This window comes from Fodinibius halophilus (genome assembly GCF_011059105.1).
Taxonomy (GTDB): Bacteria; Bacteroidota; Rhodothermia; order Balneolales; family Balneolaceae; genus Fodinibius; species Fodinibius halophilus.
On the sequence record NZ_JAALLS010000003.1, the window covers coordinates 81,747 to 95,264 of the forward strand.

Here is a 13,518-nt window from a genome sequence, read left to right on the forward strand (position 1 = left end):
CTTGTAATAAATGGGGTATGCTTTGGTACTAATAGGGTAAACAACCCATACAATGACTGAACAAAAACAGGAAAAAATATTTAAGCACTGGCTGGATAACCATAAAGCCCTACTCTTTAAAGTAGTGCGTGCTTATGCTTTTAGCCCGAAAGACCATGACGATCTCTTTCAAGAGATCGCCATTCAGGTGTGGCGATCGATTCCGAATTTCAAAAAAAATTCTGCCGTTACTACCTGGCTGTATCGCATTGCCTTGAATACTGCTATGAAATGGACCCGCAAGGAAACCAAGCACCATGATGGTCATTCCTCTTTTGATGATTTCTGGCACCTCCTCCATAAAAAGGAGACTGACCTAGATCCCCGGCTCGACTGGCTGTACGAGCAGATCTCACAACTTGATAAAATTGACCGATCAATAACATTATTGATGCTTGACGGCTTCAGCTATAAAGAGATGAGCCACATTCTGGGATTAAGTGTTTCACATATCGGGGTTAAGATCCATCGCATCAAAAAACATCTTATAAGCCTATCGGAGGATTATGAACACCATGAAATTTGAAAATCTACAACAAATCTGGGACCAACAAAACGAGGAAACGATGTACGCCATAAACCAAGAAGCCTTACATGACCTGATTATTTCAAAAAAACATAAAAGCCGGAATATTTTAAATTTTAGCGAATGGGCTAATATACTGGCAAATATCGGCGCCGGTGGTTTTATGTTATACATGACGCTCATAGGTAAAAATCTTAATACCCCCTTTTTAATTCTCGGCTGCATGATGGTAGCAATGGGGATGTTTGTATTTTTCAGCAGATTTAAAAGAAATCGCAAAGCAGATAATTTTGACCAAACAATAGTTGGCGAACTGGAAGAAGCGTTAGCCGACAGCCAATCCCAGGTTCAGCTATCACAACTTTTGCGGTGGTATCTTCTGCCTATCAGTATACTAGTTCTGTTAGGTCTTGGCCTTAGCAATGTCTTCAACATCCTTTTCTTCTCATTGGCTGTAGTTGTATTTGCCGCCACGTACTGGTTTTCACAATGGGAACATCAATGCTACGTAAATCGCCGTGATGAACTGCGGGGATTGCTAGATACCTTGGAAAAGCCTGATCCTTCAGGTCAGGACTAACCACAAACGCAGTAAGTCAACCAAAAGAAACGACCATTCCCAAATACACCACAGTTACCCTCTTATTAAATTGTTATAAAACCAGTAATTTTTACGGCGATCACAAGCCCGTAAATAATTCAGCTAATAGACTGAATTTCTTGCCATCGATTTGTTATATTAAGCGCTCAAATTAGGAAGTACTTCAGACTTTGTTATGGGCTTTAGTAATACGCCCTGAGTTTTACGAGCTTAACTGTTGTAATTATTAACCACACAGATTGTTGTTATGAAAATCCACGAGTTTCAAGCGAAAGATATTTTAAAAGAGTATAACGTAGCGGTACCGGCCGGCGTTGCAGCAACAGAAGTTGATACAGCTGTACAGGCGGCAAAAGAAATGAAAGAAAATGGCGCTACTCTCTTTGTAGTAAAAGCCCAAATCCATGCCGGGGGACGCGGTAAAGGGAAAACAAAAGAAAGCGGCGTTAGCGGTGTTATTCTCTGTGATACTATTGAAGAAGTTCGCGAAGCAGCTGAATCTCTGCTCGGTGATACGCTTGTTACCGTTCAAACCGGCGAAGAAGGTCAAAAGGTTCAGCGTATCTACGTAACAGACGGTGTGGATATAGAACAGGAGTTTTACCTCGGAATCCTGCTCGACCGCTCTCGAAGCCAAAATGTAATTATGGTATCGACAGAAGGCGGCGTTGAAATTGAAAAAGTTGCTGAAGAGACTCCTGAAAAGATTGTTAAGGAATGGGTTGAGCCGGGCATGGACCTGCAACACAACCAAGCTCGCCACCTCGCTTTTGCACTCGGTCTTGAAGGCGATGCTTTTAAAAAGGCTGTGAAATTTATCATGGCGCTGTATAACTGCTACCTGGAAACCGATGCCAACATGGTTGAGATCAACCCGCTGGTACTAACACCCGGTGGTGATGTAATGGCACTGGATGCAAAAATGACCTTCGATGATAACGCATTGTATCGCCACAGCGAAATTGAAGAACTGCGCGATAAGTCAGAAGAGAATCCCGTTGAGCTGGAAGCTTCTGAATTTGGCTTGAATTATATTAAGCTCGATGGAAATGTCGGATGCATGGTGAATGGTGCTGGTTTGGCCATGGCTACGATGGACATCATTAAGCTATCCGGTGGTGAACCAGCAAACTTCTTGGATGTAGGCGGTAGCGCCAATGTTGAAACCGTCAAAAACGGCTTCCGCATTATCCTTGAAGATGAGAACGTAAAGGCCATTCTCATTAACATCTTCGGCGGTATTGTCCGATGCGATCGTGTTGCCAACGGTGTTATTGAAGCTGTTAAAGATCCTGAGATTGCTAAGAAGGTTGAAAATGTACCCATTATTGTACGTCTGCAAGGTACCAATGCCGAAGAAGCAAAAGAGATTATCGACAATTCTGATCTGAATGTAATCTCTGCAGTACTACTCAAAGAAGCTGCTGAAGAAGTTTCTAAAGTACTTGCCTAACAGAAGGTAGTTTATCACACTTATATAAGCCTGTCGGATTCATTTCCCGGCAGGTTTTTTTTATTTCTTTTTTTTGGAGGAACCGAGGTAAATTGCCCCTAATACAATAGCCGCACCTACATATTCCAGGGCCGTTGTTGGGCGATCAAAGATGAGAATATCCCACATAAACGCTAAGGCCGGCTGTAGTAACAGGGCTAATCCCGCTACCGAGGCATTCACCTGGGGCAATCCCTTAGAAATAAAAACCCACCCAAGAGCCTGGCCCATTATGCCCAGCCCCAGCAAGGCAGCCCACGTTTGAAGATCCGGTATACTAAAATGGGCCTCGGGCTCTACCAGAACCGTAATTCCTAAAAACACAGAGGCCAGCAAACAGATCCAGGTCATATTGGCAAAAAGAGAGTAGCGCAATTTTTGCTCCTCTGATTGTGATCTTCTGAGCGTCAAAATGTATAGAGCATAGCAAAGAGCCGTCAGTAGTCCATATACAACACCTAACTTTACAGCCCCACCTTGCTCGCCCCATCCGGTTCTTACAATAAGAAACAACCCGATAACGGCTATTGGAATAGCCACCATCAAGCGCCAGCCAAGGTGCTCTTTCAAGAACCACACAGCCAGCACGGCAACAAAGAAAACCTGCATATTACCCAGGATCGTAGCCAACCCGGGACCTACAAAAAGAATACTTCGATGCCAGAAAAACAGGTCTAAGCTAAACAGAAAGGCACACAGAAGTGGAATAGCCAGGCTTTTTATCCCATACCACAATCGTTCTCTGCGAATAAGGGAGACCCCCAACAAAATAATACCGCCAAAAAGCATGCGGTAAAAGGCCGAAACAGTAGGCCCTACGTGAGCCAATTCCACTAATACCGAGGTAAAACTGACCATTGCCGCGCCGAAAATAATATAGGCGAGTGCATGAATATTGGATGATCTCATTTAGTAAAAAGCCAGGAGTAAAATCGCCTATTAATTATGCTATCTGCTTGTGCATCTCACTTTTGCACTGCTCGTAATAGTTCTCGTACTGCGTGATAATTTTACTCATCTCAAACTCTTCGGCCTGCTTACGTGCCTGCTGCGACATCTTTTGGTGCAACTCTTCATTAGATAAAATATCAACCGCATATGAGCCCATGCAATCGATATCATCGAGATCACAAAGGTAGCCCGTTTCTCCGTGAATATTCACTTCGGGCAAGCCGCCTATGTTAGAACTGATAACCGGCACGCTGCAGCTCATCGCTTCCAGTGCCGCCAGCCCAAAAGTCTCGGATCCGGAAGGGATTAAAAACAGATCTGCAATGGAAAGAATATCTTCAACCTGATCTTGCTTGCCAAGAAAACGAACATGTCCGCAGATCCCAAGCTCACGACAGCGTTGTTCGGCACGTTGGCGATCGGGACCATCCCCCACCAGTAACAGTTTTGCTTCAATACCGTTTTTTAGTACCCGTTCAAAAACACTTACGACCTCTGGCACTCGCTTTACCTCCCGAAAGTTTGATACGTGGACTACCACTTTCTCATCATTGGGACAGATCGCTTTTTTGAAATGGTTTTTATCAGATTTCTTAAACCGATCCAGGTCAATAAAGTTGGGTATAACTTCAATATCTTTCTTGATATCGAAGCGTTCGTAGGTTTCATCACGCAGATACTCCGAGACGGCCGTCACTCCATCACTTTGATTAATAGAAAAATCGACCACACTTTTGTAACTGGGATCACTTCCTACAATCGTAATATCGGTACCATGGAGCGTGGTTATTAAGGGTACATCAACTGCCTTTTCACCTAAAATTTGCTTCGCCAGGTATGCGCTGGTGGCATGAGGGATAGCATAATGTACATGCAGCACATCGATCTTTTCATATTCGATAAGGTTAGCCATCTGATTGGCCAGCGCCAAGTCATAAGGCGGATATTCAAACAATGGGTAGGTATTCATGTTCACTTCGTGATACGAAATATTAGTTCGAAACGTATCGAGCCGGGCCGGCCTGTCATAACTTAAGATGTGAACATTATGTTCGCGTTGTGCTAAACCTTTTGCTAATTCAGTAGCAACCACTCCGCTACCGCCAAAGGTGGGGTAACAAACAATTCCAATATTCATGCTTTATATTTTTTTAAATCGTTTAATTCTAAAACGCCTTTTACCTGTAAATATTGTCAGATGTTATGAGCAACAAAAAAATGAACCTCCTCATTTCCGACAATGCTATATTAGGTGCAAAGGGAGTTATCTATTATATTATAGGCTTTTAAGTATTTGCTTAAAAGAGTACCGATAACAGCTTAGTTGTCTTAACCTAAAAATAGCACTTTACCTATGGCAGGTCATTCCAAATGGTCAAATATAAAGCATAAGAAGGCCAAAGAAGACAAAAAAAGGAACAAACTTTTTAATAAGCATCTGCGCGAAATTTCTGTAGCAGCCCGCGAAGGTGGCGGTGACCCTGAAATGAACCCACGTCTCGATACTGCTATTGAGAACGCAAAGAGCGATAACGTGCCCAAAGATAATATTGAACGAGCTATTAAAAAGGGCACCGGTGAACTTGACGAAGGCGACGGTGCTTATGAAGATGCCACCTATGAAGGTTATGGGCCGGGCGGCATTGCTTTTTTTATTGAGGTTACTACGAACAATTACAACCGTACCGTTGGCAGCATTCGACATATCTTTACTTCCCTCGGCGGTAATCTCGGGACGGATGGCTCAGTCGATTACCTTTTTGAACAAAAAGGAATGATCCGTATTAAAAAGGATGAGCACGATGTGGACGAAGAAGAGTTTATGCTTGAAGCTATTGATGCCGGTGCCGAAGATATCGATGCCGATGGCGAGTTCTTTAATGTAACGACCGGCCGCGAGTCGATGTACGAGGTGCGAGATGAGTTAGAAGATCTTGACTACGAAATTGAATCTGCAGAACTTATTCGTATCCCCATGACCGAAGTTAAGGTTGAACCTGATGTGGCAGAGTCTAACTTTAAGCTTATGAATAAGTTTGAAGACGACGATGATGTCTCTAATGTTTTTACTAATATGAAGATGGATGAAGAGACATTGGCTATTGCTGAACAAATGGACTAAATTTTACAATTTCGATTGTCATTTTTCGTTATGCTATCTCATTGAAATCAGATGACGTTGCTATGAAATATTTTCTCACTTTTGTACTTGCACTATTCCTTGTAGCAGCCTCCGTTGAAGATGCTCGAAAAGCCAACGAGGCCTATGAAAATGAAAACTACAAAGAAGCTATAACACTGTATAAAAAGGCTATTGATGCCAACCCTGAAAACGCAAAGCTTTACTTTAATCTGGCTAATGCCCAAGCCAAAGCCGGTAAAACAAAAGAGGCTATACGCACTTTTGAGCAATACAAGTCGATGACAGATACTCCCAAAGAGCGAGCCAAAGCAAATTATAACATCGGCAATGTACTCTCAAAGATGAAGAAATGGGATAAAGCTGTTGATTATTATAAAAAGTCGCTTCGTTACATGAGCGATGATGCTGATGCCAAACATAATTTTGAATTGGCTAAAAAGAAGAAAAAAGAGCAGGACGAAAAAAAGAAACAACAAAAGAAGCAGAATAAGAAAAACCAGAAGAACCAAGACAAGAATAAAAAGCAGCAAAACAAACAAAACCAGCAGAACAAGAATAACGACCAGAACAATCAACAAAATCAACAGCAAAAAAATAAGCAAAATCAACAGAACCAAGAGCAGCAAAAGAAGAAACAGCAGCGCCCTCAGAAAGTGAGTAAAGCCGAGGCCGAGAAGATTCTTAAAGCCCTGGAACAAAAAGAGAAAGATCTGCTAAAAAAATTCAGGAAAAAGAAAACGAAGTCCAGTAAGAGTAAGAATGAAAAAGATTGGTAAGCAACTTAGCGTAATAGTATTTCTGCTTCCACTGCTGGGCCTACTCCCCAAACAGGCACTAGCCCAATCTGATGTCTCTGTTGATGCCAGCGTTTCGGAAACGACTATTTATACCGGTGAACGTGTCGGCTTCTCCATAGAGATAAGCGGTAGCTTTAATAACGTATCCCGGCCCAAGCTTCCGGAATTTGAAGGCCTCCGTTTACTCAGCAATAATCCCTCCACTTCGCGCAGCTACAGCTTTGTTAATGGCAAAAGTAGTACTACCTATACCTACAGCTATTATTTAGTAGCTCAAAACAAAGGGCAACAGCGTATCCCTCCCGCCACCGTCACTATTGATGGTGAAGAGTATAACACCGATCCCATTAATGTAAAAATTGTAGACCGTAATACGTCTGCAAACTCTTCGAAATCGGAGAAGCCTGATATTTTTTTAAAACTTGAGGTCTCTGACCTAAAACCGGTTACCGGACAGCAGATAATCACGGATGTGGTTTTGTTCTTTAAGGATGGTCTCGAAGTAAGCTCTTACCAGCAAGTACCCGGCTGGAAAGCGGAAGGATTCTGGAAGGAACAGCTTCAAAACACCCGCCGCCCAAAAGCGACCTCAACAATTATCGATGGTATCCGGTATCGCAAAGCACGACTGCTACAGTTTTCGCTCTTCCCTACCAAAGCAGGAAAACTCGAAATTAGTCCCTACAAAATTATAGTCTCGGTACGATCTACCAAATCACGTAACGATCCTTTCAGCAGTTTCTTTAGCGGCTTTGGCAATAATCAACGCCAAATAGAACTAACCAGCGACCCTCTTGAAGTTGACGTAAAATCGTTGCCCAGTACCGAAAACAGTGATTACCTGGGCGCCGTAGGCTCTTTTAATATATCACGAAAAATTAGTACTAATACAGCTACTGTTGGTGAATCCATAGAACTTACAACCAACATCGAAGGAACCGGCAATGTACCACTTATTACTAAGCCGGAATATGAACTTCCCGATGGCCTTGAAGTTTATGATCCACAACAGGGTTCTGCACTTAACCGCAGCAATAGTCGTATTAGCGGAAGTAAAACATTTACTGATGTCTTTGTAGCGCGTTCTCCGGGCGATTATACCATCCCCGAAAAAACGGTCTCCTATTTTAATCCCACCCAAAATGATTTTATCACTAAGACCCTTCCTGCTTTAAGCTTTAATGTAAAAGAGAACCCAAATAAAATAACTGCAGCAAGTAATACACAGGCCTTTCCCGTACGCCCTGTTACCGGTCTTGCCTCATGGGTTAGTCCGCGATCCTCTTCTTTAATATCTCATTGGTGGTTTTGGATGGGAATTATATTACCCCTCGCAGTCTTAGGCGTTGCATATTGGCAGAAATCTTATATCGAAAAAATGAATAACGATCAGGCATTCGCCCGCTCTCAAAAGGCCACCGACAAAGCGATGGAACGCCTCGACAAAACTATTACACTATCAGAAGAGGGCAACATCAAACAAGCCTACAACATGCTTCAAAAAGCCCTTACCGGTTTTATCAGTGATCGCCTTACCTTGCCCGAAGCCGGCCTTTCAAATGCCGACTATATTGAAGCGTTAAAGGAGGAAGATATTGATGAAAACCTGATCAAAAATATTCGCATGCTGCTCGACAAGTGTGCGTCTATCAGCTATGCACCTGATACAACCCATGAATACCTGAAGTCTCATGTGGGCCTTGCCGAGAGCACCCTCGAAAAATTGAAAAAAGTATTATAACTGTGATCACTGCAAACTGTCGAACATACTTATTACTGGTACTTTTATTTTCCTGCACGCTATCAGTCTCCCACGCACAACAGAGTCCACAGGCTATTTTTGACCGGGCAAACAATGAATTAAACGATGGCAATTATTCTAAAGCCCTCTCACTATATAAAACCCTGGAAGCCCAAAATGATTATTCAGGTGCTCTATTTTTAAATATGGGCATCGCATATCAGCGAATAGACTCTTTGGGGATGTCTAAGTACTACCTGTTTAAAGCCTCTCGTTTTGAAGAGACTGAGGAAAAAGCGATCAAATCACTCGAATTTTTAGAATCCCAGTTCAGTCATCAGTCTGCAGTGCTTCCAAAATTTCCCTGGGATGTCGCAACCGATTGGCTTCGTCATAATATCGGGGCTTCAACCATTCTCCTTATCGGCATTATTTTCCTTAACCTGGGGATACTTGCATTTGTAAGTCACTGGTTTTTTGACTGGTACCCAAATTATCTGCGTCTTTCCGGTCTCTCAACACTTATCCTATCACTCTTACTTATTACCTGCAGCTTTTATACTGATTATGTGAGTAACCGGTACAGTAAAGCTGTTATGGTAACTGATAAGGTACCGGTTGTTGAGCAACCCGACAATAATGCCCCATTAGTGAGCCAGGCCTTTGAAGGCTATACCTTTACTGTTGACCACTATCGCAGCCAATCAACAGAGGGCTGGTCGTATGTACGTATGAGCAATGGGCTGTATGGATGGATTCCCAACAGTGAGATACGTATACTCTAGCCTTAAATGGCAGTACAAGAGATTATTAGTAGTAGTAAGAATTTTTAGTAGGCATAACGATAATATGCTAACATTTTAAATTTGATATATATCTATGTCCAACGTAGCTGATTACATCGATTACAATAAAGAACATTTTAAATCAGAGTTGTTCGATTTCCTTCGCATCCCGAGCATCAGCACTGATTCTGAATACAAAAATGACGTTAAGGATGCGGCCAACTATATCCACAACAAATTAAGTTCACTAGACCTTGACCGTACGGAAATCTTTGAAACAGATGGCAACCCCATTGTATATGGTGAACTAACAACCGACGAATCGCAACCCACGGTATTGGTGTATGGGCACTACGACGTACAGCCGCCCGATCCGCTGGACCTTTGGGACACACCGCCTTTTGAACCCACGGTAAGGGATGGCGATATTTATGCACGCGGAGCCAGTGATGACAAGGGACAGTCCTTTACCCATGTAAAAGCCTTGGAAGCTTACCAACAGACTGATACGGATTTCCCTGTCAATATTAAATTCATTTTTGAAGGCGAAGAAGAGATTGGCTCTCCACACCTGGTACCATTTATTGAAGAGCACAAAGATCTGCTGGAATGTGATATGGTACTGATCTCCGATACGGCCATGTTTGCAGAAGATACCCCTTCAATTACTTATGGACTTCGCGGACTAGCCTATATGGAAATCCATGTTCAAGGGCCAAATCGAGATTTACATTCGGGTGTGTACGGCGGGGCCGTTGATAATCCCGCAAATGTACTTACAGAAATTATTGCCCAGCTCAAAGATGACGATGGGGTAATTCAGATCGACGGCTTTTATGATGACGTAATCGAATTGACCGAAGAAGAACGAGAAGCGTATAAAAAGCTGCCTTTTGACAAAGAAGAATACAAAGAGAATTTAGGTCTTAATGGACTCCGTGGAGAAAAGGGGTACAACACCCTGGAGCGCACCTCGGCCCGCCCCACTCTGGATGTTAACGGCCTGTGGAGTGGATACCAGGGCGAAGGAGCTAAAACCGTACTACCTGCAAAAGCCGGTGCAAAAGTAAGTATGCGCTTGGTCCCTGACCAAGACCCAAAGAAAATTGCAAAGCTCTTCAAAAAGCAAGTAGAATCACTAGCCCCCGATACGGTAACGGTTGAAGTCGAAGAACATCATGGTGGGCATCCGGCTATTACTGACCTGTCCTTTTACGGACTGCAAGCTGCGGCTGATGCTTTTGAAGCCATTTATGACAAAGAGCCGTTCTTTACACGCGAAGGCGGATCTATTCCTATTGTAGCCGACTTCCAAAAAGTGTTGGGAGCGCAGTCTATCTTAATGGGCTTTGGGCTTAATAGTGATGCAATTCATTCACCGAACGAAAAGTTTGCTCTCAAAGATTTCTATCGGGGCATTCATACATCCGCCAAATTCTTTGAACTGCTGCCCGAACATACCTCATAAAATATTAACTCGTTATATTAAAAGTGTCGTAGAGCGAAAGCTCTTCGGCACTTTTTTTATTAATCCCTTTAAACTTCATCTTGCAGCAAAAAACATAGCCCCAAACTAAAACGCTTCTATCTACAGCTCGTAGCTAATCGGTTCATCTTCTTTGAAATCGTAAAGGGTCAGTTCACGCAAATTATACCACCCAGTCCAAAATGATCGGAGTGCACGAATGTACGCACGTCGGGCAGAATCTTTTTCATCCTGAGCTATAAACAGGTTGGTAATATCAATTTTGCCAATCTTATATCTATTTTGGGCAACCTGATACCGGCGTTGTGCAATGGTATCGGCCTTGGCGGCAAGCAACACCTGCCCGCGCAGCTGTAAAAACTGGCTAACGGTATAATCAACCTGTTGCATAAACTGCCTGCGCTGAAATTGCACACTATTTGCTACTTCGCGCTGTTGATTGCGGGCTGCATTAACCTGCGCTTTTTGCTTACCCCAGTTAAAGATAGGAACATCGAAACCAAGCGTCACAAACTGCCTGTTTTCAGCCCTGTCATACAAGTCAGCAAAGTCTCTGGCTGTTTGATTCAGACCGTAGTTTACGTTGAGTGTAGCACTGAGCCCCGCTTCGCTCTTTGCTTGCGCCAACGAGCGATCTGCTTGTATCTCGTTTAACTTATAATTTAGTGACTCGCTATTATTCTTAAGGGCAAGTTGTCTCGCTTTTTCAATATTAACTGAAATCTTAGGTGGTTCTTTAGGATCACGCAGTTTCAATTGGGTATCTGTGGAATATCCCAGCAGAATTTTAAATTCATTTAGCGTCCGTTCGTATTCAATACGCGCCGTTGTTAGGTTCGACTCTGCATTTCGCAAAGCTAACTCAGTCTGCAACAAGTCATTTTCAGCAATACTCCCCACCTTATACCGCCCTTTGGATATCTGATATACCGAATCGTTCTGCGTGACATTCAGCTTAGCATTCTGGAGGTTTATTTTTGCCAGGTACACATCAAAAAATCGTTGTGTAACAGTTTTGGCAATATTCTCCATCTCTTCAACATATTCTTTTTGAGCGATTTCGTACTGGAGCGTCTCCGTTTTCTTGCGCCATTTCAAGTTGTTGAATTGAAATATCGGCTGGCGTAACCCTACTACCATGGGCGTACTTTGCCAAAGGTAGGTGTTTTCACCTTCGAAAATGCCTAATCGGGTTAGCCCTGAAGACAACGAAAGAGTACCTCCCGTTGGCAAAATATTTTGCTCTACCGCAATGGATGCCGATGCCTCGGACTGTGTCCGAGAAGAAAATGTCACCTCCCCGTTGTCAAGCACATTCGAAAAAATTGACTTGTCATAATTGGGGGCATCACCCGTCAATGAAATACTCGGCAGCAGGTCGGCCTTGTACGATTTATACTGCCACCTATTCGATATTAAAGCATAACGGGCAGCACTGGACACCGCGCTCTGCTCTTGGGCAATTTCAATGCACTGCTCCAATGTTAAACTACCCAGATCATTTGAGGATTGTGCTCGTGCCCTTATGGAAATTACAAGTAGGATTACAAAAACGTATGTGAATCGTGTAATAATATTATTCATGTCGTAAAGCATGTACTGGATCTTGTTCTGCTGCACGCTGGGCGGGGAAATAACCAAAAACCACACCTATCGCCATTGCAACACCAAATGAAATTAAAATGGACATTAATGTGACAATTGTAACAATACCTGCTGCCAGCTCAATAATATAACTGAAGGAAATTCCCACGATAATCCCAATAACACCTCCCGTTACACTTATTGCTAATGCTTCGGTTAAGAACTGGAGCTGGATATCCTGCTTTTGAGCTCCCACGGCAAGACGGACTCCAATCTCTCGATAGCGTTCAACCACTGATGCCAACATAATATTCATAATGCCAATACCTCCGACAAGTAGCGAAATGGAGGCTATTGAAGCGAGGACTATGTTGAAGATCTCTTGGGTCCGTCGTTCCTGCTGTAACAGCAATTCGGGGACAACCACCTCAAAGTCGACTACTGCATTATGACGTCGTTTTAACATCCGTCGTACGACATCAGCAATAGGCACACTATATTTAGTATCACTAACCTGTACTATTAGTTTATCGATCTGATGGTAGTTTACGGCTTGGGTCGTCCCATTAGATTGTTCGTCATTATCTCTGTCGTTACGTTCGGCTGCGGCTTTTTTTATCTCCTGTCCGGTAACCATTGCTCTATTTTTAAAACGAAGAAGGGCTGTAGTCGCAGGGACAAAAATATCGAGGTTGTAATTTCTGATCCCCAAATTCTCAATATTTTCTGTACTAACCTCACGCTTTTCAAGAACGCCGATCACAGTTAACCAAACATTACCGGCCTTAATCTTTTTGCCAATAGGGTTTTGTCCTGCAAAAAACTTGGTCTTCACATCAGAACCAATCACACAAACCCGGTTAGATTCTTTCATATGGATCTCTGAAAAGCCACTTCCATAATCGACCTGAAAATTATTGATCCCAAAATAGGTCTCATTAACCCCTACCAATTTTCCCGATCGCAAGCGACCGTCACGGATAAAAGAAGTCTCATAAATTATCTCAGGACTCACAGCCTCAATATGTGGAATCTGTTGTTTAATACTTGCCATATCTTCCAGGCTAAGTCCCGGCGAAAATTTATTCTGCTTCTTTTTTATTGTCGATTGATTCCCGACCTCCTCATCAACTTGTTTCACCACCGGTTCAACAATCACATTATTAGTACCAAGCAGCTTCATCTGGCTCAACACTTCTTCTTGTGCACCACGCCCAATTGCCAACATTGCAATAACAGAAGCCACACCAAATATGATACCCAAAGAGGTAAGGAAGGAGCGCATTTTATTTTGGCGAATCGCATCAAGAGCGATATCCAGGTTATATAATATGATCTGCAGCAAAATATCTGTCTTTATTATTAATTAAATA

12 protein-coding genes are annotated in these 13,518 nt (G+C 42.9%); 8 read left to right on the top strand and 4 right to left on the bottom strand.

Annotated features, from left to right (window positions below):
• The first annotated feature begins 52 nt into the window (after window positions 1-52).
• From G3569_RS03605 to sucC, 3 genes are all read left to right on the top strand, one after another.
• A complete protein-coding gene (locus G3569_RS03605) occupies window positions 53-565 on the top strand; it encodes an RNA polymerase sigma factor (protein WP_165266179.1) in 513 nt (170 codons plus the stop codon).
• A complete protein-coding gene (locus tag G3569_RS03610; protein ID WP_205720015.1) occupies window positions 555-1,145 on the top strand; it encodes a hypothetical protein in 591 nt (196 codons plus the stop codon). The genes G3569_RS03605 and G3569_RS03610 overlap by 11 nt, the downstream gene beginning before the upstream one ends.
• Window positions 1,146-1,413: 268 nt before the next feature.
• Window positions 1,414-2,619, top strand: a complete 1,206-nt coding sequence (sucC, locus tag G3569_RS03615; protein WP_165266183.1) for an ADP-forming succinate--CoA ligase subunit beta — start codon at window positions 1,414-1,416, stop codon at window positions 2,617-2,619.
• A 60-nt stretch (window positions 2,620-2,679) separates the two neighbouring features.
• Here sucC and G3569_RS03620 read toward each other — a convergent pair whose 3' ends face one another.
• Together G3569_RS03620 and bshA are read right to left on the bottom strand one after the other, a co-directional pair.
• Entirely contained in the window at window positions 2,680-3,567 is an 888-nt protein-coding gene (locus tag G3569_RS03620) for a DMT family transporter (RefSeq protein ID WP_165266185.1), read from the bottom strand.
• Window positions 3,568-3,601: 34 nt separating this feature from the next.
• On the bottom strand, window positions 3,602-4,747 hold the full coding sequence (gene bshA / locus G3569_RS03625) for an N-acetyl-alpha-D-glucosaminyl L-malate synthase BshA (RefSeq protein ID WP_165266187.1): 1,146 nt from the start codon (window positions 4,745-4,747) through the stop codon (window positions 3,602-3,604).
• A gap of 216 nt (window positions 4,748-4,963) precedes the next feature.
• Between bshA and G3569_RS03630 the strand changes: the two genes are divergently transcribed.
• The 5 genes from G3569_RS03630 (at window position 4,964) to G3569_RS03650 (ending at window position 10,543) form a co-directional block, all read left to right on the top strand.
• Window positions 4,964-5,731, top strand: coding sequence for a YebC/PmpR family DNA-binding transcriptional regulator (locus G3569_RS03630; RefSeq protein ID WP_165266189.1), 768 nt, complete (start codon window positions 4,964-4,966; stop codon window positions 5,729-5,731).
• Window positions 5,732-5,793: 62 nt separating this feature from the next.
• The gene (locus G3569_RS03635; RefSeq protein WP_165266191.1) at window positions 5,794-6,528 is read left to right on the top strand and encodes a tetratricopeptide repeat protein; all 735 of its coding nucleotides are present in this window, start codon (window positions 5,794-5,796) and stop codon (window positions 6,526-6,528) included.
• Window positions 6,512-8,290 carry a BatD family protein gene (locus G3569_RS03640; protein WP_165266193.1) on the top strand — a complete coding sequence of 593 codons (1,779 nt, stop codon included), beginning with the start codon at window positions 6,512-6,514 and terminating at the stop codon, window positions 8,288-8,290. The genes G3569_RS03635 and G3569_RS03640 overlap by 17 nt, the downstream gene beginning before the upstream one ends.
• A gap of 2 nt (window positions 8,291-8,292) precedes the next feature.
• Entirely contained in the window at window positions 8,293-9,075 is a 783-nt protein-coding gene (locus tag G3569_RS03645; RefSeq protein ID WP_165266195.1) for an outer membrane protein assembly factor BamD, read from the top strand.
• A gap of 94 nt (window positions 9,076-9,169) precedes the next feature.
• Window positions 9,170-10,543, top strand: a complete 1,374-nt coding sequence (locus G3569_RS03650; RefSeq protein WP_165266197.1) for a dipeptidase — start codon at window positions 9,170-9,172, stop codon at window positions 10,541-10,543.
• 120 nt (window positions 10,544-10,663) lie between these two features.
• Here the strand turns inward: G3569_RS03650 and G3569_RS03655 are convergent, their stop codons facing one another.
• Window positions 10,664-12,157: a TolC family protein gene (locus G3569_RS03655; RefSeq protein WP_165266199.1), complete on the bottom strand. Its 1,494-nt coding sequence runs from the start codon at window positions 12,155-12,157 to the stop codon at window positions 10,664-10,666.
• The gene (locus tag G3569_RS03660) at window positions 12,138-13,490 is read right to left on the bottom strand and encodes an ABC transporter permease (RefSeq protein WP_165266201.1); all 1,353 of its coding nucleotides are present in this window, start codon (window positions 13,488-13,490) and stop codon (window positions 12,138-12,140) included. Before G3569_RS03660 ends, G3569_RS03655 begins: the two co-directional genes overlap by 20 nt.
• Window positions 13,491-13,518: the final 28 nt, after the last annotated feature.

Coding starts and splice junctions, on each gene's coding strand:
- G3569_RS03605 (WP_165266179.1), top strand. CDS start 53: ATGACTGAACAAAAACAGGAAAAAATATTTAAGCACTGGCTGGATAAC.
- G3569_RS03610 (WP_205720015.1), top strand. CDS start 555: ATGAAATTTGAAAATCTACAACAAATCTGGGACCAACAAAACGAGGAA.
- sucC (WP_165266183.1), top strand. CDS start 1,414: ATGAAAATCCACGAGTTTCAAGCGAAAGATATTTTAAAAGAGTATAAC.
- G3569_RS03620 (WP_165266185.1), bottom strand. CDS start 3,567: ATGAGATCATCCAATATTCATGCACTCGCCTATATTATTTTCGGCGCG.
- bshA (WP_165266187.1), bottom strand. CDS start 4,747: ATGAATATTGGAATTGTTTGTTACCCCACCTTTGGCGGTAGCGGAGTG.
- G3569_RS03630 (WP_165266189.1), top strand. CDS start 4,964: ATGGCAGGTCATTCCAAATGGTCAAATATAAAGCATAAGAAGGCCAAA.
- G3569_RS03635 (WP_165266191.1), top strand. CDS start 5,794: ATGAAATATTTTCTCACTTTTGTACTTGCACTATTCCTTGTAGCAGCC.
- G3569_RS03640 (WP_165266193.1), top strand. CDS start 6,512: ATGAAAAAGATTGGTAAGCAACTTAGCGTAATAGTATTTCTGCTTCCA.
- G3569_RS03650 (WP_165266197.1), top strand. CDS start 9,170: ATGTCCAACGTAGCTGATTACATCGATTACAATAAAGAACATTTTAAA.
- G3569_RS03655 (WP_165266199.1), bottom strand. CDS start 12,157: ATGCTTTACGACATGAATAATATTATTACACGATTCACATACGTTTTT.